The organism is Mycobacteroides franklinii (assembly GCF_001853795.1).
GTDB classification, from domain to species: Bacteria; Actinomycetota; Actinomycetes; order Mycobacteriales; family Mycobacteriaceae; genus Mycobacterium; species Mycobacterium franklinii.
In genome coordinates this window covers 599263-623211 of sequence record NZ_MLIK01000024.1, presented here as the reverse complement: position 1 = coordinate 623211, position 23949 = coordinate 599263, and the positions used below count along the sequence as shown (strand labels likewise).

Below are 23949 nucleotides of genomic sequence, written 5' to 3'. Positions count from 1 at the left end.
TGACGCCTACCGTGCGCCAGGTGAATTCAGTTTTCCCCGCAGCACTTTCCCGCTGGCATTACGGGGGATCTCGTCAAGCACGGTGAACCGTTTCGGAACCTTGTAGCGTTCCAAGCCTTCCCGCACATAGGCCTTGAGGGTGTCTTCCGACGGGGCCGGTGCGCCGACAGCGGCGACGACGAATGCATGCATGACCTGCCCATACTCGTCGTCGGGCACGCTGATCACGACGGCATCGGCGACGCCCGGATATGCGGTCAGGCGGTCTTCCACTTCGCTCGGAAAGACGTTCTCGCCACCGGAGACAATCATGTCGTCGGAACGCCCGTCGATGTACAACCTGCCCTCGGCGTCGAAATGGCCCATATCGCCGGTGTTTACGTGACCGTCGACGACTTCCTTGGCGGTGGGGCGGGCTTCCTTATCGGGGGTGTATCCCTCGTACTCCAGGCCTCCGCGTACGAAGATCATCCCGGTTTCCCCGGACGAGACCTCTTGCCGATCCTCCCGCAGGATCCGCACCGATACCCCAAGGGCTGTGTGCCCGATGGTGTTCGGCGCAGCGGCAAGATCTTTCGGTGAGGCGATGGCCACCACTCCAGCCTCGGTGGAACCATACCCGTTTACCAACACGGGCCCGAACGTATCCAGCACGCCGGATACCGTCGACGAAGAGATGGGAGCCGCTCCGGTGACGATCATCCGCAGTGGCAATTGCCGGGCAGCCTGACGATCCAGGCCGGGCTGCGCCAATATCCGCTGCAACATCACCGGTACCGCCATGAGCACCGTGACGCGTTTGCGTGCAATGTCTTCCATGGTTTGCTTGGCGTCGAACCGTCGTCGGCACACCGCGGTTCCTCCGAGCGCCAACGGCCCCAGCAGTGCAGCCAGCCCAAAGCCGTGGAAGAACGGCGGCGCCACAAACACTCGGTCCTTCGAACGCAGCCGCACCGTCGCCATCGCGGTCACGCACATCAGCACCAACTGGCGGGGCTTGATGGCGCGCGGCACGCCCTTGGCCAGCCCGGTGGTTCCAGATGTCAGCAGCGTGAGCTTGACGGGACGGCGCACCGGCGGAGGCTTCGGGTGTTGTTGATCAGCAAGAGAATCGAGTGTCGTTTGGCCGCCGTCCGCGGTTTCGCGCCATGCCACTACGCGTAGTCCTTGGTACTGCGCGTCCTCGACCGCTTGTGTGTACTCGTCGTCGAAAACCAGCACATCAGGTTGGTGACGATGCAGGATCGCCCGCAGTTGTTGGGGTGTCAGTTCGGTGTTGATGAACACCAACTCGGCACCGAGCTGAGCACCGGCCAGCATGGCCTCGGTGAATCCACGGTGATTGCGGCAGACGATCCCGAGCGACTGGGGAGGCGATGGCGCGAGTGCATATACCGCAGCGGCGATTGCCTCGGCGCGCTCGTGTAACTGACGATAGGTGAGCTGTCCGGAATCGTCGATCAGCGCGGCGCGATCGGGATATCGAATCGCGCTGGCTGCCAGCAGCATCGCCGGTGTGGGACCGAATTGCCACAGGCTGCGGGCAAGTGCGGCCATGGCGCGTGGGCCGACCGGTTTGAGCGCACCGGAGGCGATGGCCGCGGGTACCGCGGCAGCCCACTGCCTCACGCTTTCTTTGACATCATTCGGCATGCGCGCCAACCTTTTCCGAGGCATCGGTACGGACGGGCGTCGATTGGCCGGCGGCCACCCGAGACAGGGAGGCCTGCGTGTCACCTAACCGGCGATACACGAAACCTAAGATAGGTTCCATTGGAAAACGCAGCACCGGAGCCAGTATCGCGGCGGGGTGTCCGTACACCGGGGTCAGCGTGCGCGGCTTGTCCACCACGGCGCGGGCTATCACCCGCGCCGCATCGAGCGGGGTCTGGCCGGGAAGCAGCCGCATCCAGCGGCTCGGGGCACTCATCCGGGTGTGCATGAGGCCCGCATAGAACGTTGTCAGGGTGACGCCGTCGCTGCGGGCCTCCATGCCGACCGCCCGCATCCAGATATCGAACGCCGCCTTGGATGAGAGGTAAAAGCCCCATTTGGGAACCACCCCGAACATCACGCCGACCGTCGACACGTTGACGATGTGGCCCGTTCCGCGGGCGCGCATCCCGGGCAGCAGCGCCAGGGTGAGTCGCATGGGCCCCACGTAGTTGGCACCGGATGTCGCGTTGACATCCTTGGGCCTGTTGTAGGACAGGTGTATCGAGCGGCGCAGGGACTTGCCGGCATTGTGGATGAGGTAGTCCACCCTGCCGAAGTCATGTAGAACCGCCTCCGCGAACTCAGCAACCGACTCTTCGCACGTCAAGTCAAGCGGGTAAAACTCTGCCTCTCCGCCCTTTTCGGCAATAACCGCGGCAACCTGCCGAAGCTGATCCGTGGACCGTGCGGCCATCACCACCCGTGCACCGGCCTGTGCGAAGAGTTCAGCAGTGGCGGCACCGAGTCCATACGAGGCGCCGGTGACGACGACGACCTTGCCGGCGACCTCACTGCGCAACCGGTCGATGTTTCGCAGTCCACGCGGCCCGATCAGATATGCCGCGGCACGTGCGATGGGATGATGAACGACAGGGGAGGGGCCTGATGGTAGAGGCGTTGACATGTCGGTGCTTTCGGCTAAGTGGGTTTGTTGGTCAAGGGGTTTGTGGTGGCCAGATCCGTGAGCAGGGATAGCAGCTGCGGGTCGGACACCACGACATCGACCACCCGCTGGCTGAGTTCGATATCGGGGTCCGACTTCACGGCGCTGAGCACAGTGCCGAAGAAGTTGGCCATGATCAGGTCGCGCACCGCATCGCGTGAGATCTCGTGGGTGTGCATCCAATGCAGCACGATGCCCTCGATGAAGGACAGACAGCCGCTGATCGCGGCCCGCAGCACCGGCGTCGAATCGGTTCCCGTAATTTCCACGGCCAACGCGTGGGCGAGACGCTGCCGATGTTGTTCACGAATGCGTCGGACCTCGGCATCGGCGACATCGGTGAGCAGCGCCTCGAAGGCACCGGGTTCATGCTGCGCGCGGTCCAGGAACTTGCCCACACCATCGGACAATCGCTCCAGCGCGGGGCCGCGCATGGCGACCAGGTCGCTCCAGAATTCGTTGGCCGCCTGCTCGACAACCGCCAGGTAGAAGCCGCGCTTGCCGCCAAAGTGGTAGCTGATCGATCCTGCTGCCACACCCAGGGAGCGCGCCACATCGACGATCGACACCTCGTCGTACCGCTGTGCGCTGAAGGCCGCGCGGCCCGCTTCGAGTAGCGCAGCGCGTGATGCCACACCCCGCCGATTGCCGACCATCGCGCCTCCAATAATTTGAATTCGATTCAGAAACTAGCCATGGAGACCGTCCCTCGTCAAGCAGTTTCTGAATCCAATTCAAATTATTGGAGGCGACCCCGAGGCCCGTCGCGGCCAGCGCCTACAGTTGGTGACATCGCTGCTGAGACTCTCCTGGAAGGGGATTCCGGTCATGACGGACATATCCGCGTTCTCCGAGTTGGTCGCCCTCGATCACGGCCTGTGCGTGTTGAGCACGGCGCGCCGCGACGGCAGTGTTCAGTCGTCGGTGATCAATGCCGGCGTCATGGCACATCCGCGCACCGGTGAACAGGTCGTCGCGTTGGTAGCGGCAGGGGGCACCAGAAAGCTGGACCATCTGCGTGCCGATCCGCGCGCCACCATCGTCGTGCGCGCGGGCTGGCGCTGGGTGACCGTGGAAGGCGACACCGAGATCATCGGTCCCGACGACCCGCAGCCCGGTGTCGACGGCGAGGCGCTACGACTCCTGCTACGCAACATCTTTCAAGCCGCCGGCGGTACACATGACGACTGGGATACCTACGACCGTGTGATGGCGGAGGAACGGCGAGCGGCCGTCCTCATCACGGCGCGCCGCGTCTATTCCAATCCGACCAGCGGATAGTGGGCTCGGCTATTTCCGGACTCTGGCTGTTCTCTTGGGGCTGCGGTCACCGGCGGGGAGCATCATTTCGGCCGTGGCGCGCAGGTGCTCTCGCGCTTCTTCAGCGGTGAGCTCGCGGGAGAGCCAGCGGGACACCAGACCCTCGGTGAGCGCATTGAGGACCGATGCCGTGCGCTCGACGTCCACAGCTTCGGATACTTCGCCGATGTCCTGGGTGGCACGGATGGCGGCAGCGGTTTCACGTGTCCATTCTTCGGATGTTCGTGCCAGGGGTTCGCGCATCGGTTCCTCGTAGACCGCGCAAGCACGTAATTCGTTCCAGACCAACGAGTTCTCCACTACCGCGGCGGAGTCCTGGATCTCTCCGAGAATGTGCTCGATAAGCTGGCCGCGCGATACACCGGAACCGCTGGCAGCCTGCCGATACGCACGCGCCTGGTCGTTGATGTAGGTGAGGGCCGCCGCGAGCAGCCCATCACGGTCCTTGAAGTGGTAGTAGAGCAAGCCCGATGAGACCCCAGCCACTCGCGCGATGTCGCTGACGCGCAGGCCCCGGACACCGTTCTCGGCGATGGCGGCGGCGCTGGCCTGCAGGATCGCATCCTGTCGACTGGTCACCCGACACACTCCCTTCCGCTCTGAACAGCTCGCTACATGCTAGGGAATGCTTCCGGCCCCAGTCATCAGGACAGGGCCGGCTGTTGTTGGGTGATGCAGTGGATACCACCGCCGCGCGCGAAGATCTCGCGCGCATCCACCGTCACCACTCGGCGGCCCGGGTACTCCTCGCTGAGAATGTCTTTGGCGGTGTCGTCGGCCGCATCACCGAACCGGCAGGCGATCACGCCGTCGTTGACGACAAGATGGTTGATGTAGCTGTAATCCACCCAACCCTCGCTGTCGCGAAGGACCTCCGGTGCGGGGATTCGCGTTATTTCCCACGGGTTTCCCCGAGCGTCATGGCTCTGCGCCAGCAGGTCGACGATCTCCTTGGTGACCTCGTGGTCCGGATGCGCGGCGTTGTTCTGTGCGTGTACCAGCAGCCGGCCCGGCGACGGGATGGCGACCACAATGTCGACGTGGCCATTCGTGCCGAACCGCTCGGCATCACGAGTCAACCCGCGGGGCAACCAAATCGCATGCCGCGCACCGATCGTACGCGCCAATTCTGCTTCCACCGCAGGCTTGTCCAGTCCGGGATTACGTGCGGGATCGAGCTGCACGGTCTCGGTGACCAGTACCGTGCCCTCGCCGTCGACTTGGATACCGCCGCCCTCGTTGACCAAGGGGGAGGACACGATCTCCGCTCCGGCCAGCCGGCCGACAATCCCGCCGATGTGTGCGTCGTTGTCCCAGTGCGCCCAGTCACAGGCACCCCATCCGTTGAACACCCAGTCCACCGCACCCAGCCGACCGTCTGCGCCGCGGACAAAACTGGGGCCGATATCTCTCATCCAGGCATCGTCGAGCGGCGCTTCGAACAGCTCGATCTCCCGCGAGAGATACGTGCGCGCGGCGGCATGATCGGCCGGGTCGACGATCATCGAGACCGGCTCGAAGTCGAGGATGGCGTGTGCGACCGCGGCCCATGCGGTGCGTGCCTCGTGCGCGGATTCCGCGTTCTCGAAGACGGTCGCGCCCTGCGGCGGAAACGCCATCCAGATACGTTCCTGCGCGGCTGTTTCCGACGGCATCCGCCAGTTCATCATGCTTGTGAACCGTAGGGGTTCGCCATATCGACCGGCACTGCCAGCCGGTCGTAGGTGTCGGGTCTACGAGTCATGTTGAACGGGAACAGGTCCAGCCAATCTTGGCGCTGCTCAAGGTCCAAATCTGCCACCAATACCGCCGCCGCATCACGTGGGGCCTGCGCGAGAATCCGGCCGTATGGATCGGAAATGAACGAGGAACCATAGAAGTTCACGCTTCCCTCGTCGCCGAAGCGATTGGGCACGATCATGAATGTCCCCGCGGTGATCCCGTTCCCGACGATCACGTGTTGCCACAGTGGTTGAGTATCAAATGCCGGGAAGGCGGGCTCCGAGCCGATCGCGGTGGGGTAGATCAGGATCTCCGCGCCGGCCAGCGAGTACATCCGCGAAACCTCGGGAAACCACTCGTCCCAACAGGTGGGCATACCGACCGCGGCGCCATCGAGTTCGGCCGGGCGGTACAGCGGATACGCATCCTCGGCGGGTCCGGCGCGAAAATAGGTGTCCTCGTAATAACCGGCAGTGATGGGAATGTGCAGTTTCCGGGTGCGCCCGACGAGCTCACCGCCGGGTGATACCAGGATGGCGGTGTTGTAGCCGAGCCCGTCCGCGGCATCGGCACGTTCGTACAGCGAGGCGTGCACCAGTACGTCGTTCTCCTTCGCGGCCTGCGCGGCAAAGGTGAATGTCGGCCCGGACAACAGCTCCTCGGCACTCGTACCCGGGTTCGCTTCTGCCCGGACATCCGCGGGGTAGCGGGACAGTGTCAGTTCCGGCAGGAACACCGCCTTCGCGCCCTCTGCGGCAGCCAGCCGGATGCCTTCGAAAAGCTGGTCGCGTAGGTGCTGCGGATCGGCGAGCCAGCGGTGCTGCACCAGGCCGACTCGCAGCGGCGGACGCTGTGGGTCGCGCACACGTGCCGGCGACGTTGGCGGTGTGGATGCGGTTTCGACGACAAATGCCGATGTGGGCATTGCATTACCTCCTGAGGTGATCACTCACTACAGCGACGGTAGAACAAACTGAAAATTCAGTCAAGATTGATTCTGGGTGCACTTGCGCACCGCGTACGGGGGAGTACGCACTGGCGCCCACCGGGTGCATGAAAGGGTTGATCGCTCAGGCCGCTCAGATCGTGACGCTGCAAGTCGGCGTAGGCCACAAGGACCGTGCTGCCGAGACTTATGCGGGTGAGTCCTTCCGTGGAGTATCGCGGATGCCGCGGTAGATACCGCGGCTGACGATCCAAGGCTGCAGTACACGTTCGACCGACCACGCGGGGAAGCGAAATGCGTGACCGGACGGAGTGAAAATTTCCAGTCCGTCGGGCTGCGCCCCGAGCACCGAGCCCCAACGATGTGCCGCTGGACGGTATGTCCGCATCGGCCGGCCGGAGGCCGCGGCCCGAACATTGTGAGCTACAAGGTGATCGGCACGATTACGGGCGGATGCCCGGAGCGGGTCCGTTGCCGCGACGTCTCCGACTGCGAAGATATTGCGATGGCCAGGAACCTGCAGCTGGGGCGTCACCCGCACAAAGCCATGCTCATCGCGTAGCTCAGGAGGCAGCCAATCCGTATTGGGGCGCACGCGACCGGTTGCCCACACCACCGCTCCGGCGGACGCCGGCGATTGCCCCGAGCTCCACTGAACCGGCTGGTCGGTGATCCGGTCGCACGCGAATCCCTCGGGGATGAGTGCCCGGTGTCCTGGGTGCAATCCGACGTGTAGTTCGTTCAGTCGCCGACGAATCCGGTCCCACACTCGCGGCGCGTGCTGCGTCAGCGCGCGCTCACCGGGAAAGTACAGATCAACTCGTAGATTCGGCCATGTCATCGCCAGGTTCGCGGCGCTGCTCACGGCGGCGGCCCCTCCGCCGATCACGATTACCGAGCGCGCCGAGATCAGCCGCTGGTGCGCCGCACGCAGGTCCTCGGCCACATCGGTGCTCGACTGCAGACTCGGCTGTCGCCAGAAGCCGTTGCTGACTCCGGTCGAGATGATCAACGTGTCATACGGTTCGGTTAGCGCTGAGCCGTCCCGGTTCTGGGCGAAAACCGTTCGGGCGCTGAGGTTGACGCCGGTAAGCGTGGCGTGCTCAGTACGCACGCAGTCCAGTGCGCGGAACCGCTCAAACGGGATCCAATAGTTCCGTGTCCACTCGTCGGGACGCGACAGCCGCACACCCAGCTCTTGCCCGCTGACCAATCCGGGCTTGGCGGAGATGCCCACGACATCGTTGTGCCGAGCGAGCCGGATCGCGGTCAGTAGGCCGCTGTCGCCGAGCCCGGCGACGACGACCCGTCGGCGGCTCACGCTGATATCCGCGGCGGGCGCGGCACAAACCGTGACACCCGCGCGATCACGTCCTGATACTCGGGTCGCCGTTGCAGACTGCGCTGTTCCATCATCGGGATGCTGGAACTCAGGAACATGCCCAACATGGCCACCGCGCCGAGGCCCAGCCACCACGCGTCAGCGGGAGATGTCGCAACACCGAAGAGCGCCACGGAAAGCCAGAAACTGAACTCTCCGAAGTAGTTGGGATGGCGAGACCACGACCATAGGCCGCGGTCCATCACCTCACCGGGTCGACGATCACGGGTAAACCGATGCATCTGTTTGTCGGCGACCAGCTCCAGGGCGACCGCCCCAAGACCGACGACACACGCGATCGTCGTCAGCCAGCCCAAATCTCCTCCGGGGCGCGTCACCGTGACATATGCTGGCAGCATCCCGGCGAAAACCAGTAACGTGGGAATGAGATGGATCGCCCCCAGATCGGCCAGGAAGCTCCATCGCCCAGCGCCGGCGCGCAGCATGGGGTAACGCCAATCCTCATGGTGCAGACCAGGAAACGAATAGACCCAGTTGGCCGTGAGACGCACGGCCCATAGGGCGACTACCGCCGCGAGGAGCCAACACCGAAGTTCGTGCACACCGGATTGGCTCCACCAATAGATCAGCAGCAGTGGAGGTATCACGCTCCAGTAGGCGTCATAAAAGCTCGAATTGCGGTACAGCCTGCTGAACACGAATATTGCGACGGTGGCCAAGACGTCGGCGATCAAGGTATCCAGCCACATGCGTCCCGTACTCGGACCCCAGATCAGCCATGCGGCGCCGACCCCCACGGCGACGAGGTAGGCCGCGCCCACCAAGGCCAGCGATTGTGCCTTGCCGCGCATAGCGGTCGCGCCGTTCCCCCTAGAAGTCACGACAGTGTTTTCCCTTCCAATGCGGGCTCTTGACTGCTTCCAGAGCTTCGGAGAGAAACCGACCGAGAGGCTGCCGGTGTCCGGTCTGTTTCACCCATTGCCGAAATCCATAGTCGCCTGCGGCAAAGGCAAGCTGAGCCAACAAACCAGGTCGCATGTCGGCGTCGGTGTCAACACCCATCCGTGCCGCGAGCAACTTCGCGGCACGCTCCCGATCCGCGGGCGTATTGAGGGTCAGCTTGTGAAGGAATTCCGGGGCAACCAACAGAGCCTGCCGCCACTCCTCGACATCGTCCTCATCAAAGAGCCGGGCGTGCTCGACGATGCAGTTGATCATCGCGAGGTCAGGAGACTCGCGCGCGGGTCTGCGCTCCAGAAGATCGACGATCGCGGCGCCGCCGTGACGTACCGGCCCCAGGAGTAGCTCCTCTTTAGTCGGAATGTGCCGAAAGAAGGTGCGCGCCGAAACTCCTGCCGCTGAGGCGATTTCTTCGGTGGTTACGGCGTCATACCCGCGTTCGACAAACAATCGAAACGCAGAGCGCCTGATGTCCGCTCGAATCTGTGTGCGCTGCCGGTCACGCAAGGAGCCGCCGGAGTCACCCATGGGGGGCTCCCTTCAGCAGTGCCGGCCCGCTGGCACCATATGACCATATGACAGTGACTGTCAACTAGTTATGCAACCCGAAGCAGCGCGACGAGAAAGTCCGACTTGTCGGTGAACGGCCGCAGGTCCCACGTGGACAGCAGCAGGTCCGGGACGAGGCCGGCCTCGGTAGCGTCATCGAAGAACCGGCTGAACTCGTAGTCGCGGCCGGCGCCAAATCCGATCACGGCCCGACCGTCGGTCGACAGATGCGCACACAACCGACCCAACACCTGCGCGCGGGTGCTCGGAGCAAGGAAAGCCATGACGTTGCCCGCCGACACGATGATGTCGAACGGTTCGGCGATCCCACGCGCGGGTAGATCGAGTTCGGCGAGATCGCCTACGAGCCAACGCGGGCCCGGGTGGTCGTGTTCGGCCGCCGCGATGAGCACCGGGTCGACGTCGACACCGACCACGTCGTGACCGGCCGCAGCAAGGAATCCGCCCACCCGGCCGGAGCCGCAGCCCGCGTCGAGAATCCGGGCGCCACGTGGTACCAGCGCGTCCACGAGCCGAGCCTCACCCGCCAAATCCGCCCCCTCGCGGGCCATCGAGCGAAAGCGCTCGATGTACCACTGCGAATGGTTTGGATTGGCCGCGACCTTTTGCATCCAGAGGCTCTGTTCAACCATGCAGCCATTGTCGCAAGGGGCGCAGTTCGGCATGTGTGAACCGATCAGCGGATAACCGGTCGCACGCCGATTCTGGTGTTAATCTCAATGACAACCCCGCAGGTCACTGCCGTAAAGAAGGGGTCTAGGAGATGCGTTATAGCGCGTGCGCCTCGGCAATGTTGATGGCCATGGTCGTACTGGCCGTACCAGCCCGGGCAGAGCCACCGTGTCAGTTCTCCGGAGGCCTGGGACCCGATGCCGCATGCACGCAATCCAGGGATGACGACGACGTCACATCACCGTGGATGTGGCCCGGCGACGACGGATTTGGGATGGGATTTGGTACACCCGGATTCGGCTGGCCCTAATCTGAGGACGCGCTTACCCGGCAGTTCCCAACTCAAACAAGCACTTTGGCGGCGTTGCGCTCGGCGCGCTTGGCTTGGCGGTCCAGGTACTTGGCCTTGACTTCTTCGAAGTCGGACGAGGTCTTCTTCAGATCGCCGACGATGCGCGCCAGGTCCTCGCGGTACCACTCGCCCTCGCCGGTGATGTCGTCGCGATCGAAGATGCGCCACTTGCGCAGCACCGGCAGCACGACCTCCTCGAGGTGCGACTGCGGGTCGTACACGCCACCGGTGGCGATGGCGACGGCGTTGCGGCGGAATCCGGGGATCGTATAGCCGGGCATCGTGAAGTTGTCGAGCACCTTGTGGACAGCCTGGACCGCTTGGTTGGGTGCGATCTCCAGGCCGGCCGAAACCATGTTGCGGTAAAAGATCATGTGCAGGTTCTCGTCGGTGGAGATGCGCTTGAGCAGCTCATCGGCGATGGGCTCGGCGCAGGCCTTGCCGGTGTTGCGGTGTGAGACGCGGGTGGCCAGCTCCTGGAACGTCACGTACACCACCGAGTCGAACAGGCTGTCCGAGAACGGTATGTTCTGCCGGTTCTGGCCTGGGGAGAACCCGCTGGTCATCTGCGCGATGCGCAGCTTCTCCAATTCGATCGGATCGACCGAGCGGGTCACCACCAGGTAGTCGCGGATGGCGATGCCGTGGCGGTTTTCTTCTGCGGTCCAACGGTTGACCCAGGTACCCCACGGTCCGTCCATGGTGAAGTTCATCGCGATCTCACGGTGATACGAGGGCAGGTTGTCCTCGGTCAACAGGTTCGTGATCATCGCGATCTTCGCCAACTCGGAGAGCTTGGACTGCTCCGGATCCCAGTCCTGGCCACCCAGGGCCTTGTAGTTCTTGCCCTCGGACCACGGGACGTAGTCGTGCGGGTTCCAGTCCTTGGTGACGCCGAGGTGGCGATGGACATTCTCCTCGACCACAGGCTCAAGCTCGTGGAGCAGTTCCAGGTCGGTAAAGGCCTTCTGCATGGATACGTTCCTCAAATCGGGGAGCCAGACAGAAACTGCAACTACCAGTACCCGTATCCAGCGGTTACAGAAATCTATCATGCCGCAGCCGGCCGCGGGCCGCTACGCGCAATCGTGCGTCCAATTCGTAACATCCAGAATCCGCACCCGAACATTGCCGGCAGAGACCCGCAATCGCCAGTTCGACCTGCAGGTTGCAGTGCGCGATATCTAAAATCATTGCACCCCAGGAAGTTACAAACCACCGCTGGCATGTCCCGTAAATGGGAGTAATGTCCGTGACATACCGATCACCACGGCATAAACCTGGCGCTAACTGTTTGCCTCATACAAATCCCTTTGTCTGAGCCCCGCGGAGAGACAGAGAGTACGTATGACACAGACACAGGCACAGAGACAGACCGAGTACCCCGGTCCGCCGATCCGCTTCACATTGGGTCCACGTAAGACCGGCAGGATGAACGGCGCATGGTGGCCGCAGGACGACAGGTTGATCGCGCGAGAGCTGTCACCGTTGATTGAGGGGCTGGCCGCGCACATCGGCGCTGTTAGCCAGGTATCACTGAACTGGAAGGCTGGCTCACCTCGATCGAGCATGAGGTCGGCCGCTATGCCTCCGCACCTCGCGGGTCAGCCGTTTCATTGGGTTATCACGCTCCGGGGTGAGCATCGGACGATCAGGATGCTGATGGTGCCGTCACACACCAACAAGATTCTCGCAATGACAGTCATGCGCTTGGCCGCGCAGATGCCCCTGCTTGATTCTCCCAAGGAGGGTGAAGTCACCACCGCGCTCCGAATAGTTATGGCTGCCTGAAAGATTCCGCAGTTCCGAGAGGTCCAGCTGCACCTTCTCGATCGACGTCCGTAACGGAACGCTCGACGCCAGCGGGACCCGTGCTGCCCTCAGGGCACCGCCGCCCGCTGTGCACTGGGCGATACAGCGACTCTGCGAAAAATCCGGGCTTTCAGTGCCATGGCGCGTTTCTCCACCACGAACCAGCTCAATGCGGCGACCGGGAGGGTGGCTGCGGTAGCGAGGATGAAGAACAAGAACGGATTGAACCGGGCCAGCCCGAAGGCGGCCAGCAACTGTTGAATCGGGAATGCATAGATGTACACGCCATATGACAGGTCGTTGCGTAGCCGCGTCCTCCGGATGAGTGCTCCGGAGGCGATGACGGCGTAGGCCAGCGGCAGGGCACCGATCACTCGGTAGTTCTGCATGAGCGCCGACGCCCCAACAATCGCGACGCTCAACACGACCAACCACCAGCGGACGGGAATCTTGTCCTGGTACTGGTAGAACAAGGCGCCCGCAAGGAACACGACAAAGAAGCGCGACAGCATCTGCGGCCAGGTGTACGAATCGGGTGTGTACGAGAAGTGGGCGGAACAGAACAGCGCCACGACAAGCAGGATGAGAATCACCCACCGCCGCTTCAGAAGACCTGTTACGCCGAGCGCGGAGACCATCACGTCGCAGAGCAGGACGAAGAACAACGTCCAGATGGATCCGTTCCACACCCCCGGATACGGCACGTCGGTGGGGGTGCCGTCGATATCGAAATAGCTCACATTGAGAAGGCCGTTGTTGATCACGTAGCCGAGCTCCGATGAGAAGGCGAGGGAGGTGTGCTGAACCCTCGCCACAATCGGCGCGATGACGAAAGCTATCACCATCAGGCATATCCAGAGGCCGGGGAAGATCCGCAGGACACGCGACGACCAATACTCCTTCAAGTTCGGACGACGTATCCAGGCTGCGGTGATGAGAAACCCGGAAATGACGAAGAAGCCGTCGGCAAAAATATCGCCAAGCAATCGGGCCACGGGCTCGTAACTGATTTCACGGCCGGTAAGTGGCCACGAATGCCAGAAGACCACGCCAATAGCAAGAATGAGACGCCAAGAGGTTAGAGCGTTGCGGCGCGGATCAAATACCTGCCCAAGCTTCATAAACCTCCTTGGGCGCCGATGTGGTGTCTTTACTTTTGTTAAAAGAACATACTGCACAATCGCGCACGGCGCTGGTGCCGCCTCACCTCGGAAATCATGACAACGCCAATACTCAAGTTGTTTACGAATATGTCCGGCTTTTCTAAAAGCAAATGAGCGAATGTCGACAGTTACACAACATGCTTTACCAACGTGGACGTTGCACGCGGAGGCCGTATTCAACAGTGCGAGGTCTGATGGGATCCCTGCTGTTGTCGACGTGAATGGTTTTCACGCCCTAGTTAACGGCAGCAAATTTGAGATGAAAGACGGCGCCTAAGGGCTCATTTGCTGCCGGTGCCCGTCAAAACGTCTTCGGTGGTCGAGGCTTGGTGGTGAGATCTCCCAGTGGATGCCGGGGTCGGGTGCCGGCCCCAGGAGATATTGCCGGCGTGAGCGGCGGCCGCCTGGCGCGGCTCCGCTCGTTTCTGTGTCCGCTCGAACTCGCACGTTGCGGCCCAGGCGGTTTGGAGTTCGTCGGCATGGACTATGCCTGCGGCAGTACACCTTTCAGGCGCCGACGAAGCCTCGCAACAAGGGGACTACTCGCGGAACAAGAGAATGATCGTGTCGAGCACGTCCTGCAGCCCACGATCGCGCCCGGCTGTGTCGTCGCGGTACGCCAAGCACGTCAAGAGCCGGAAACGCAGATCCGATATCGGAACAAGGACAAATTCGTCGTATTCCAGCGTGTTGGGTTCACCCGGTGACGGCATCGGAGCCAGGTTGAATGCCTCACCTGCCGCGATGCCTTGCTTGACCCGCGCTCCGTCGCCGAGCGTAAATTCTGCCCGTTTGAGCTGCCCATGCTTGTCCAACTCTGTTTCTACGTCACGCCGATACTCGGTGTCACTGTCACGCCGATCGCCGATGTAATCCAACGCGAGAAGCTCCGCCACAGCGATCGATTCGCGAGAGGCGAACTGCTCTCGCGAGAGCACCGCGCCGATTCGTTCTTTCCAGACAGTGGTGTAGGACAGCACCGTGGCCTGCGAGTTCGGCCTGACGAACCCGAAATCCAGCCTCTCGTGCAGTATCCCGTCGATGATGTCGGCGCTCACCAGGGGCGCCTGGGTGAGCTTGAACTTCTCGGTGTTGCTTTCCCCGAAACCGGTCAGTTTGGCCTGCAACACCGGCGGAAGCCATGGGGGGATACCGCAGCGGATCTTTCTGATCGGTAGCGGGCCCTTGGAAATCTCATCAGGCATCCTGTCGAACTTCTCAATCACTTCCTGGGCAAGAGGAAGCAGCCTGGCGCCTTCATGGGTGAGCTTCACCGTGCGGGTGTCGCGAACAAACAGGTTTGCGCTGAGAACCCGCTCTGCGTTGCTTATCCGTCTACTAAGAACGGAGGGCGTCAGATGCAGCTCCCGTGCCGCCTGGGAGAAGCTCAATCTGTTTGCGACCGCTACGAAGCAGCGCAAATCATCCAGATTGAGGCTTCGCACACTCACGCGACGAGCATATCGTCACACTGATCTTGATCAGGCCTGATATCCGGGCTGGGTTCAGCCAAGACCGGATCTCCAACCCCACCACCTGGACTCGGCAAATACAATCGTCCGATGCTGACAACCGAACCCCGTTATGCCCCGACTGTCCCATGCTGATCGGCATCGCGGCGGCGTTGCTCGCGTGCCTCGGATACGGAACGGCGTCAGTGTTGCAGGGTTACGGTGCCCGCCAAGCCGCCGCAGCGACTCACGAACCGGCCGGTGACCACGGTCCGACACTTCGATCGACCGTCGCCGCCGCGCTGACTCCCGCGTTTATTGCCGGCATGGTTCTCGATCTCGTCGGCTTCGCGGGCAGCCTGGTCTCGGCTCGGCTGATTCCGCTGTTTCTGTCCCAGACGATCATGAGCGCGAACCTGGCGGTCACCGCGGTGCTCGGCATCGCGGTCCTGGGTGTGCGTCTGCAGCGACGGGACTGGCTCGCGATCGCCGCCGTCCTGTTGTCGCTATGTGTGCTCGGCGCGACAGCAGGCCCGCTCGGCGACGACTCTGCGCCGCCGGCATTTCACTGGGGCGTACTGATCACCTCAATCGCCATATTGCTCACCGGAATTGGGCTGATTCGCCTACTCGGAACCCGGGCTGCGATCCCGGCCGGGCTGTTGGCGGGCATCCTGTACGGAGGCATGGCTATCGCGGTGCGGGTGGTGAACGGTATCGAGCCGCTGAGCCCGAAGGTGCTACTCGCCGATCCCGCGGCCTATGCGGTAGTCATCGCGGGCGTGGGTGGGTTCTACCTATTCACCGTCGCGCTACAGATTGGTTCGGTCAACGGAGCAGCGGCCGCGTTGGTCGTCGGAGAGACGGTGGTGCCCGGCGTTATCGGCGTCGTGCTGTTGGGCGACACCGCACGCCCCGGAATGGGCTGGCTCGTTGCTGTGGCGTTCGTCGTTGCGGTCGTTTCCGCGGTAGCCGTAGCAGTGTTCGGTGCTGCCGAGAACAGCCAGGCATTGGTGTCGGAGCCTGCTCAATGACCTCGTGCGTCCACGAAAAACAGTTGTTGACAGCAGACCTGCCTCGATAAGCCAACCCATGACAACCATGGCTGTTGTCGCGGCGCCGCAGACCATCAATGACTTGGCGATCATGAGGTTGTCGCCGTTGGTGTCGATTGCCGTGTCTGTAACGGACATGACGTAAGAATGCCCGCAAGCCGCTGAGGTCCCGCTGAGAACAAGGTAACCCGGCAGGGGAGTGATCGGGCCGTGGGCCTGGCCGAGTTACTCGACTCCCACGGTTACTTCGGTGGACTTGATGAACACGGTGGCCGCCTGGCCGACGGTGAGGCCGAGGTCGGAGACCGCGTCCTTGGTGATCGACGACGTGACGACCTGATCGCCTCCGTCGAGCCGGATCTTCACAATGGCCATCACGGTGCCAACGTTCACCGCGGTGATCGTTCCGGTCAGCTGATTGCGGGTAGACAGGCGCATGACATGTCCTTACGTCGGTGTCGGGGATGTCCGTTCAGGCTAGTAAACCCGCTAGATCGACGGCTGACAGCTGGGTGACTCAGTGCGGGCCTGGGTCCCAGTGGAAGTCCAAAATGACGTCCTGCAGTGCAGGCGACACCTGCGCCCACAATGGGAATCGGGCACGTGACGGCACACCCGCGTTATGTCGTTGGGCCGCAACAATTCCAAGTATGTTCGAAGGACACGTGGCCTCGCGCCCCGCGCCATTGCGGCAGTGAATCGCGACCGCGGCCCCCACGTACACTGCCGCAATGCCGTGGTTTTCTCGTAGGCGAGGCAAGAAGGAAGCGCCCGCTCAACTCAGTTCCGACGCCATGGCGTTGGTAGACCAACTCGTCGACCACCATCACGATCGAGAGTGGCCTACCGCGATCGGCTGGTACCTGCCTGACGACGAGCCGCCGTGGCATGTGCTGGAGGAGCTGCGCCGCAGTGGCTATTGCAAGATTGAGCGGGACGGTGACGAGGTCGAGGTCGACTTCACCGCGCTCGGCCTCCAGACCTTCGGGTGAGTACTGCACGCATCGGAGTGTTACTACTGGCAGCAGGTGGGGTCCAGGACGGTGCAGAGCGCGGTGAGCGCATCGGGCACCGGTCGGTGAAAGACGTTCATACCGCGTCGATCTGACTCGACCAGACCCGCTTTGCGAAGCTGGCCCATGTGGTGGCTGACGGTCGATTCGGTGAGTCCAAGCAGTCCGGCAAGGTCGCCACTGATGATCTCGCGGTCGGGGGCGCTGAACAGCTGGGACATGATCTTGACCCGCACCGGATCAGCAAGGGCCTTGAGTCGCAGGGCCACCTCGAGGGCTTGGTCGTCGGACATCGGGCCTGCCGCGACGGGCGCGCAACACACGGGCGTGGAGGTATCCACCAGGGGAAGTGCCTTGGGCATGGCTCCAGCATCCCCAATGCTTTGACATATGTCAAAGACGTGGCACACTGGCCGTCGACCGACAAGTTCGATAAATATCTCATTAGTTGTGGAGGTGGTCCTGGTGTCTCGCGTGCAGCTGGCGCTGAATGTCGATGACCTCGATGCGTCAATTATGTTCTATTCCAATCTATTCGGTGTGGAACCGGCAAAACGGAAACCGGGCTACGCCAACTTCGCGATCGATTCGCCGCCGCTGAAGCTGGTGCTCCTGGAGAATCCGGGTCATGGCGGCACCATCAACCATCTCGGGGTGCAGGTCGACTCCAGCGAACAAGTGCACGACGAGATCGCCCGCTTGACCCGGGAGGGAATGTTTACCGAAGAAGAGATCGGGACCACGTGCTGTTTCGCCACACAGGACAAGGTGTGGATCACCGCACCCGATGCCGAGAAGTGGGAGATCTACACGGTTTTGGCCGATTCGGAGACCTTCGGCAACAGCCCTCAGCCACGCGCCGAGAACCCCGACCTGCCCGTCGACGTGCCGGCGTCCTCGCCGTGTTGCACTCCCCAATGACTCGGGCTGTTACCGACCCTGCGCCGGGGAAGTTGTCGACCCTCGACCGGTTCTTGCCTGTGTGGATCGGAATGGCGATGGCTGCCGGGTTACTACTCGGGCGCTGGATACCCGGCTTGAACTCGGTATTGGAAAAGGTTCAGGTCGAAGGGATCTCATTGCCGATCGCGATAGGTCTACTCGTCATGATGTATCCGGTGCTGGCCAAGGTCCGCTACGACCGCCTCGACACCGTCACCGGTGACCGTAAGCTCCTCGTCGGCTCCTTGGTCTTGAACTGGGTGCTCGGCCCAGCACTGATGTTCGCCCTCGCGTGGCTGCTGCTGGCGGATCTGCCGGAGTACCGTACCGGCCTGATCATCGTCGGTCTAGCCAGATGTATTGCGATGGTGATCATCTGGAACGATCTGGCCTGCGGGGACCGCGAAGCGGCCGCCGTGCTGGTGGCACTCAATTCGATGTTCCAGGTGCTGATGTTCGCGGCGCTGGGCTGGTTCTATCTGTCGGTGCTGCCAGGCTGGCTGCACCTGCCGCAGACCACCATCGCCACCTCGCCCTGGCAGATCGTCACATCCGTGCTCATCTTCCTGGGTATCCCACTCACGGCGGGATACCTCTCACGGCGCTTCGGGGAACGCGCCAAGGGGCGCCAGTGGTACGAAACCCGCTTCCTGCCCGTCGTCAGCCCTTGGGCGTTGTGGGGCCTGCTGTTCACCATCGTGATCTTGTTCTCCCTACAGGGCGCCCAAATCTCCTCCCACCCATGGGATGTGGCCCGTATCGCGGTGCCGCTGTTGGCCTACTTCGCGATCATGTGGGGCGGTGGCTACCTATTGGGCGCGGCCCTCAGGCTCGGATATCCACGCACGACTACGCTCGCATTCACCGCAGCGGGCAACAACTTCGAGCTGGCCATCGCCGTGGCAATCGCCACCTATGGCGCAACATCCGGCCAGGCCCTCGCCGGCGTCGTCGGCCCCCTCATCGAAGTCCCCGTCCTGGTTGGACTGGTGTATGTATCACTGGCACTGCGGCACCGATTCGATCATGAACTCCAGCATGTTTCATCTCCGGCCGCCCCAGAGGAAGTGATCGAACGATGACCGACGGAAAGCCCACGGTGCTGTTCTTGTGCACCCACAATGCCGGTCGCTCGCAGATGGCCCTGGGATTCTTCACCCGGCTCGCCGGAGGTGACGCCATCGGGCTCTCTGGCGGATCGGAGCCCGCCGATGAAATCAACGCGGCGGCAATCGAAGCCATGGGTGAGGTCGGTATCGACATCACCCATGAACATCCCAAACCCTGGACCGACGAAACCGTACAGACTGCCGACGTCGTGATCACCATGGGCTGCGGGGACGCCTGCCCGTACTTTCCCGGAAAGCGTTACGAGAACTGGGAGCTGCCCGACCCCGCCGGACAATCCGTCGAAGCGGTCCGCCCCATCCGCGATGACATTGAGCGGCGGGTACGGCACTTGCTGGACGAACTCGCCGTCAAGGGCATCTGACTTCATATCGCCCAGCGCGCTTGCGCCTCTCGGGATTTACTCGGTGCCCCGTGACAGCAGCGCCTCGAGTTTGTCGCGGGTATCGGTGTCATGCAACGGGAAGTAAATAACGATGTGCACATTAGGGACGTCGGACGGCGTGAGTCGGTGATGTTCGAAGATCAGCTCGCCCGCGTCCGGGTGGTGGAATCGCCGTTCCCGTGAGGTGAATCGACCAATCTCGTGTTGTGCCCATGCTTGTGCGAACTCGGTGCTCTGTTCGCGCAGACGCTCCACCAACGCGACATGCGCCGGGTCGCCGAGGAGCGCGCCCGCCTCGGCGCGGTACTCGGCAAGGAACCGCCTACTTGTCGTCGGCCAATCGGGCAACATCTGCCGCACGTACGGGTCGGTGAAGATGAACTGCAACAGGTTTCGATCCTGCGGCGGTGTCACCGCGATGTTCGGGTACAGAATCTCGTAGGCACGGTTCCACCCGCCGATGTTCCAGTCCGGTGATACGACAAAGGCGGGGGAGGGCAGCAGACCGTCGATCAATCTCGACAGGTGATCGGGCAGCGGAGCCGGATCAGGTGCGGCATCAGTCGGCAGGAAGGCGAAACCTGCCAGCTCCAGCACGTAGCCGCGCTCGGCCGCGGAAAGTCGCATGTTCAGGGCGATGGCCTCGAGCACCTGACGGGAGGGGTTGATATCGCGCCCCTGCTCGAGCCACGTGTACCAGGTCACGCTCACCCCCGACAGCACCGCGATCTCCTCGCGGCGTAATCCACCGGTGCGCGCGCGGCCGACGGGAGGTAGCCCGTAGTCGGCGCGGACCAGATGCTCACGCCGGGCGCGTAAGAACGCACCGAGTTCCCTGCGTCGCTCATCCGTTCCCGCCATGTGGTGATCCTATTAGTCTCAGTACTAGTAGTAGCGCCGTCTTCCCACTTCCGGCCCCGCGTGGGCAAATGGATGACATGCCTGCATTGCGCTCACGAACCGTCACCCACGGCCGCAACATGGCCGGAGCCCGTGCACTGTTACGCGCGGCCGGGGTGTCCGCCTCCGACTTCGGCAAACCAATTGTGGCGGTTGCCAACAGCTTCGCCGAGTTCGTTCCGGGACATACCCATCTGCAACCGGTTGGGCGCATTGTCAGCGACGCGATCACGGCCGCCGGCGCGGTGCCCCGCGAGTTCAACACGATCGCGGTGGACGACGGCATCGCGATGGGTCATGCCGGGATGCTGTACTCCCTGCCGTCGCGTGACCTGATCGCCGACTCGATCGAGTACATGGTCGAGGCCCACCGCGCCGATGCACTGGTGTGCATTTCCAACTGCGACAAGATCACTCCGGGGATGCTGATGGCGGCGCTACGCCTGAACATCCCGACGGTTTTCGTGTCCGGCGGGCCCATGGAGGGTGGGCGCACCACTCTGCAGGACGGAACCGTACGCACGGGGATGAATCTCATCACCGCGGTGGCCGAGTCGGCATCGACGTCCGTCTCCGACGAGGATCTGACCCGGATCGAGGAGCAGGCGTGCCCGACGTGTGGATCCTGCTCGGGGATGTTCACCGCCAACTCCATGAACTGCCTGACCGAGGCGCTCGGGCTGGCACCCCCGGGCAACGGCACAACGCTGGCCACCCACACCGCCCGCAGAGAGCTGTATGAGCGCGCCGGACATCTGGTTGTCGAGCTCGCCCACCGGTACTACGACAACGACGACATCGCGGCGTTGCCGCGACAGATCGCGTCGCGCAGGGCGTTCGAGAACGCGATGTGCATGGACGTCGCCATGGGCGGGTCGACAAACACTGTCCTGCATTTGTTGGCAGCCGCACACGAAGCGGAACTGGATTTCACCCTGGAGGACATCGACGTGCTCTCGCGGCGGGTCCCGTGCCTGTGCAAGGTCGCCCCGAACGGCTCCTATCTGGTCGAGGATGTCCATCGCGCCGGTGGTGTCCCCGCGCTGCTCGGCGAGCTGGACCGGGCCGGGCTGCTGCACCGTGACGTGCACAGCGTCCATGCACCAGATCTGTCGTCCTGGCTTGCCGAGTGGGATGTGCGGGGCGCGTCGCCCTCGCCGGACGCTGTCGAGCTGTTTCACGCCGCGCCCGGATGCGAGCGATCGGCGCACGCCTTCTCGCAGTCCCGCCGCTGGCACACACTCGATCTCGATGCGTCGAGCGGTTGCATTCGCGATGCCGCGCATGTCTATTCCGCTGACGGAGGCCTGGCGGTGCTCACCGGCAACCTGGCACCGAACGGGTGCATCGTCAAGACGGCCGGTGTCGACGCGAAGATCCACACCTTCACTGGGCCCGCGATCGTTCTCGAATCCCAAGATGAGGCGGTCGATGCCATCCTGAACAATCGCGTGCAGTCGGGTGACGTGGTGGTGATCCGATACGAGGGGCCACGTGGCGGCCCGGGTATGCAGGAAATGCTTTACCCGACAGCATTTCTCAAAGGACGCGGACTCGGAGCCAGCTGTGCGCTCGTCACCGACGGACGTTTCTCGGGAGGAACATCGGGACTGTCGATCGGCCACGTCTCACCCGAAGCGGCGGCCGGTGGTCCGATTGCGCTCGTCGAGGACGGGGACGTCATCAGTATCGACATCGCCCGACGCGTCATCGCCGTCGAGATCGACGACGAGACACTGCGAATCCGAAGGGATCTCTTGGAGTCTGGACTCGGGTATCGGCCCGCCAAACGCGATCGGCAGGTCTCCGCGGCCCTGCGCGCATATGCATCGCTGGTCACCTCCGCCGACCGAGGCGCCGTCAGGGAGTTGGATATGGCCTGATGCCGCGTCACAGGGTCTGGAACCCTGCCGTGAGCCCCCTCGTGCATCGAACCGAGCAAAAGGAATAACCAATGTCCCATAGCGAAAGCTTGTGCTGGATGTCGGCGGTCGAGTTGTCCCAGCAGATCGCCCGGCGGAACGTCACGCCAACAGAAATCGCCGAAGCAGTTCTGCGGCACATCGAAAGGCTGAACCCCGTACTCAATGCGTTCGTGTACCACGACCCGGACCAAGTACTCAGTGATGCCAAAAAGCTGACGGAGGATCTCGCCGGCGCAAGACCGCTATCGCGGCTGCACGGAATCCCCTACAGCGTGAAAGAGGTTTGTGCCGTTGCCAATACGCCGGTCACGTCCGGCATCGTCGCCTTCAAAGATGAGATCGCTGATCGCGATGAACCCGTAGCCGCCCGTTTGCGAGCGGGTGGCGGCCTGTTTCTGGGAAAGACCAATGTGGCGGAGGGCGGCTACAAGGCCAGCTCCAACAATCATTTGTACGGGCCCACCCGTAATCCTTGGGACATCACCAAGACGGCGGGCGGCTCGAGCAGCGGTGCGGGCTCCGCGACTGCGGCCGGGATGGGCCAACTCGCGCAGGGGACAGACGGCGGCGGATCCATTCGTATTCCCGCGGCGGTCAACGGTGTTGTCGGTTTCAAACCGTCCCTCGGCCGGATTCCTCAGACTCGACTGGCGGGCCGTTTTCACACCTTTGCCTTCCATGGTCCGATCGCCCGAACCGTACCCGACGCCGCGCTGATGCTGACCGCAATGGCCGGTTTTGACGACGCGGATCCGTTGTCGCTGCCTTCGGACGGAGTCGACTATCTCGCAGCCCTGGACCGTCCGATCGGACCTGCGCGCATCGCTTGGTCACCCGATCTCGGCATAACCACATGCGATCCCGAAATCCGGTCTGTCTGTGAGAGTGCACTCGTAGCGTTCGCGGAGATGGGCTGGACCGTCGACGAGGATCGTCCCGCGTGGAAGGACCCTGCGCGAGCGATGTGGGAGGGCGTCTGGGCTCCGCTCTACGCCGCGAAGCTGGACGCCGTCGACTGGGATAACCACGTCGGTCATGTCGACGAGGAACTCGTCCAGGTGATGCGTGACGGTGCGCGGCTGACCACGATTCAGGTTCAGCGTGCCGATGCCGCCCGGGGCAAGATAGTCGATGAACTACGAGAGTTTTTGTACCGGTTTGACTTTCTCGTCACCCCTGTTACCACTCTGCATACCTTTGGCCACGACGAGTTCTGCCCGCCTGCACTTGCGAACGAGCCTCTGCTCGAACGTCTTATGGGGTGGGTACTGACCTACCCGTTCAATATGACGACGAATCCCGCGATCTCGATCCCGGCCGGATTCACCTCGGACGGTATGCCTGTAGGACTGCAGATCGTCGGTCGCCTACGAGCCGATGCTGACGTGCTACGTGCAGCGGCGGCCTTCGAAACCATTCGCCCGTGGGCTCACAACCGTCCGCGCAATAGTCCGACGGTGGTCGAGAAACCCTGAGTCCCGGGGACTGGCCTTGTCGATCAGCGACTTCGGCGTAGATCCGTTCGACGTTGGCCCTCCCCGTGGTGAGGCGATCAATCACGGCGTGCCCTGATCCGGGCCAGCGTCTCCTCCCGGTCTTCAGCCGAGGCTGTTGGTCGACGCCCAGAGCTTG

Annotated in this window: 25 protein-coding genes; 9 read left to right on the top strand and 16 right to left on the bottom strand. The window is 62.8% G+C overall.

Features of this window, described 5'->3' with window-relative positions:
- Positions 1 to 6: 6 nt before the first annotated feature.
- Genes BKG76_RS22415 through BKG76_RS22405 form a run of 3 tightly spaced genes read right to left on the bottom strand, consistent with a single transcriptional unit; the run spans position 7 to position 3315 of the window.
- On the bottom strand, positions 7 to 1653 hold the full coding sequence (locus BKG76_RS22415; protein WP_070939871.1) for an AMP-binding protein: 1647 nt from the start codon (positions 1651 to 1653) through the stop codon (positions 7 to 9).
- The gene (locus BKG76_RS22410) at positions 1643 to 2620 is read right to left on the bottom strand and encodes an SDR family NAD(P)-dependent oxidoreductase (RefSeq protein ID WP_070939870.1); all 978 of its coding nucleotides are present in this window, start codon (positions 2618 to 2620) and stop codon (positions 1643 to 1645) included. The genes BKG76_RS22415 and BKG76_RS22410 overlap by 11 nt, the downstream gene beginning before the upstream one ends.
- 14 nt (positions 2621 to 2634) lie before the next feature.
- Positions 2635 to 3315, bottom strand: coding sequence for a TetR/AcrR family transcriptional regulator (locus BKG76_RS22405; protein WP_070939869.1), 681 nt, complete (start codon positions 3313 to 3315; stop codon positions 2635 to 2637).
- Positions 3316 to 3487: 172 nt separating this feature from the next.
- On the opposite strand from BKG76_RS22405, the gene BKG76_RS22400 reads away from it, so the two are divergent.
- Entirely contained in the window at positions 3488 to 3940 is a 453-nt protein-coding gene (locus BKG76_RS22400; protein ID WP_070939868.1) for a TIGR03618 family F420-dependent PPOX class oxidoreductase, read from the top strand.
- Between the two features lie 9 nt (positions 3941 to 3949).
- Here BKG76_RS22400 and BKG76_RS22395 read toward each other — a convergent pair whose 3' ends face one another.
- From BKG76_RS22395 to BKG76_RS22360, 8 genes are all read right to left on the bottom strand, one after another.
- A complete protein-coding gene (locus BKG76_RS22395; RefSeq protein WP_070939867.1) occupies positions 3950 to 4558 on the bottom strand; it encodes a TetR/AcrR family transcriptional regulator in 609 nt (202 codons plus the stop codon).
- 65 nt (positions 4559 to 4623) lie between these two features.
- Positions 4624 to 5646 (bottom strand): agmatine deiminase family protein, encoded by a 1023-nt coding sequence (locus BKG76_RS22390; protein WP_070939866.1) that lies wholly within the window; start codon positions 5644 to 5646, stop codon positions 4624 to 4626.
- Positions 5646 to 6626 (bottom strand): nitrilase-related carbon-nitrogen hydrolase, encoded by a 981-nt coding sequence (locus tag BKG76_RS22385; protein ID WP_070939865.1) that lies wholly within the window; start codon positions 6624 to 6626, stop codon positions 5646 to 5648. Before BKG76_RS22385 ends, BKG76_RS22390 begins: the two co-directional genes overlap by 1 nt.
- A 208-nt stretch (positions 6627 to 6834) precedes the next feature.
- On the bottom strand, positions 6835 to 7968 hold the full coding sequence (locus BKG76_RS22380) for an FAD-dependent oxidoreductase (protein WP_070939864.1): 1134 nt from the start codon (positions 7966 to 7968) through the stop codon (positions 6835 to 6837).
- The gene (locus BKG76_RS22375) at positions 7965 to 8840 is read right to left on the bottom strand and encodes a DUF1295 domain-containing protein (RefSeq protein WP_070939863.1); all 876 of its coding nucleotides are present in this window, start codon (positions 8838 to 8840) and stop codon (positions 7965 to 7967) included. Before BKG76_RS22375 ends, BKG76_RS22380 begins: the two co-directional genes overlap by 4 nt.
- 19 nt (positions 8841 to 8859) lie before the next feature.
- Positions 8860 to 9477 (bottom strand): TetR/AcrR family transcriptional regulator, encoded by a 618-nt coding sequence (locus BKG76_RS22370; protein WP_070939862.1) that lies wholly within the window; start codon positions 9475 to 9477, stop codon positions 8860 to 8862.
- A 68-nt stretch (positions 9478 to 9545) separates the two neighbouring features.
- Positions 9546 to 10151, bottom strand: coding sequence for a class I SAM-dependent methyltransferase (locus BKG76_RS22365; RefSeq protein WP_070939861.1), 606 nt, complete (start codon positions 10149 to 10151; stop codon positions 9546 to 9548).
- Positions 10152 to 10533: 382 nt separating this feature from the next.
- Positions 10534 to 11517, bottom strand: coding sequence for an acyl-ACP desaturase (locus BKG76_RS22360; protein WP_070939860.1), 984 nt, complete (start codon positions 11515 to 11517; stop codon positions 10534 to 10536).
- Between the two features lie 457 nt (positions 11518 to 11974).
- On the opposite strand from BKG76_RS22360, the gene BKG76_RS22355 reads away from it, so the two are divergent.
- Positions 11975 to 12334: a DUF5994 family protein gene (locus tag BKG76_RS22355; protein ID WP_078283085.1), complete on the top strand. Its 360-nt coding sequence runs from the start codon at positions 11975 to 11977 to the stop codon at positions 12332 to 12334.
- A gap of 89 nt (positions 12335 to 12423) precedes the next feature.
- Here BKG76_RS22355 and BKG76_RS22350 read toward each other — a convergent pair whose 3' ends face one another.
- Together BKG76_RS22350 and BKG76_RS22345 are read right to left on the bottom strand one after the other, a co-directional pair.
- Positions 12424 to 13476: an acyltransferase family protein gene (locus tag BKG76_RS22350; protein WP_070939858.1), complete on the bottom strand. Its 1053-nt coding sequence runs from the start codon at positions 13474 to 13476 to the stop codon at positions 12424 to 12426.
- Positions 13477 to 14057: 581 nt separating this feature from the next.
- Positions 14058 to 14969 (bottom strand): LysR family transcriptional regulator, encoded by a 912-nt coding sequence (locus BKG76_RS22345; RefSeq protein WP_083338179.1) that lies wholly within the window; start codon positions 14967 to 14969, stop codon positions 14058 to 14060.
- A 149-nt stretch (positions 14970 to 15118) separates the two neighbouring features.
- Here BKG76_RS22345 and BKG76_RS22340 point away from each other — a divergent pair, with 149 nt between their 5' ends.
- Positions 15119 to 16003 (top strand): hypothetical protein, encoded by an 885-nt coding sequence (locus tag BKG76_RS22340; RefSeq protein ID WP_070939856.1) that lies wholly within the window; start codon positions 15119 to 15121, stop codon positions 16001 to 16003.
- Between the two features lie 246 nt (positions 16004 to 16249).
- Here BKG76_RS22340 and BKG76_RS22335 read toward each other — a convergent pair whose 3' ends face one another.
- Positions 16250 to 16462 carry a TOBE domain-containing protein gene (locus BKG76_RS22335; RefSeq protein WP_070939855.1) on the bottom strand — a complete coding sequence of 71 codons (213 nt, stop codon included), beginning with the start codon at positions 16460 to 16462 and terminating at the stop codon, positions 16250 to 16252.
- Positions 16463 to 16818: 356 nt separating this feature from the next.
- On the opposite strand from BKG76_RS22335, the gene BKG76_RS22330 reads away from it, so the two are divergent.
- Positions 16819 to 17016: a hypothetical protein gene (locus BKG76_RS22330; protein ID WP_070939854.1), complete on the top strand. Its 198-nt coding sequence runs from the start codon at positions 16819 to 16821 to the stop codon at positions 17014 to 17016.
- Positions 17017 to 17039: 23 nt separating this feature from the next.
- Here BKG76_RS22330 and BKG76_RS22325 read toward each other — a convergent pair whose 3' ends face one another.
- The gene (locus tag BKG76_RS22325) at positions 17040 to 17399 is read right to left on the bottom strand and encodes an Rv2640c family ArsR-like transcriptional regulator (protein WP_070939853.1); all 360 of its coding nucleotides are present in this window, start codon (positions 17397 to 17399) and stop codon (positions 17040 to 17042) included.
- A gap of 103 nt (positions 17400 to 17502) precedes the next feature.
- Between BKG76_RS22325 and BKG76_RS22320 the strand changes: the two genes are divergently transcribed.
- From BKG76_RS22320 to BKG76_RS22310, 3 genes are read left to right on the top strand one after another with little or no spacing between them, the layout of a single operon-like run.
- Positions 17503 to 17958: an ArsI/CadI family heavy metal resistance metalloenzyme gene (locus BKG76_RS22320; RefSeq protein WP_070940072.1), complete on the top strand. Its 456-nt coding sequence runs from the start codon at positions 17503 to 17505 to the stop codon at positions 17956 to 17958.
- Positions 17955 to 19061, top strand: a complete 1107-nt coding sequence (gene arsB / locus BKG76_RS22315) for an ACR3 family arsenite efflux transporter (RefSeq protein ID WP_070939852.1) — start codon at positions 17955 to 17957, stop codon at positions 19059 to 19061. Before BKG76_RS22320 ends, arsB begins: the two co-directional genes overlap by 4 nt.
- Positions 19058 to 19471 carry an arsenate reductase ArsC gene (locus tag BKG76_RS22310; protein WP_070939851.1) on the top strand — a complete coding sequence of 138 codons (414 nt, stop codon included), beginning with the start codon at positions 19058 to 19060 and terminating at the stop codon, positions 19469 to 19471. The genes arsB and BKG76_RS22310 overlap by 4 nt, the downstream gene beginning before the upstream one ends.
- A gap of 36 nt (positions 19472 to 19507) precedes the next feature.
- Here the strand turns inward: BKG76_RS22310 and BKG76_RS22305 are convergent, their stop codons facing one another.
- Entirely contained in the window at positions 19508 to 20353 is an 846-nt protein-coding gene (locus BKG76_RS22305) for a helix-turn-helix transcriptional regulator (RefSeq protein ID WP_070939850.1), read from the bottom strand.
- A gap of 77 nt (positions 20354 to 20430) precedes the next feature.
- On the opposite strand from BKG76_RS22305, the gene ilvD reads away from it, so the two are divergent.
- The gene (gene ilvD / locus BKG76_RS22300; protein WP_083338206.1) at positions 20431 to 22275 is read left to right on the top strand and encodes a dihydroxy-acid dehydratase; all 1845 of its coding nucleotides are present in this window, start codon (positions 20431 to 20433) and stop codon (positions 22273 to 22275) included.
- Positions 22276 to 22346: 71 nt separating this feature from the next.
- On the top strand, positions 22347 to 23792 hold the full coding sequence (locus BKG76_RS22295) for an amidase (RefSeq protein ID WP_070939849.1): 1446 nt from the start codon (positions 22347 to 22349) through the stop codon (positions 23790 to 23792).
- Positions 23793 to 23949: the final 157 nt, after the last annotated feature.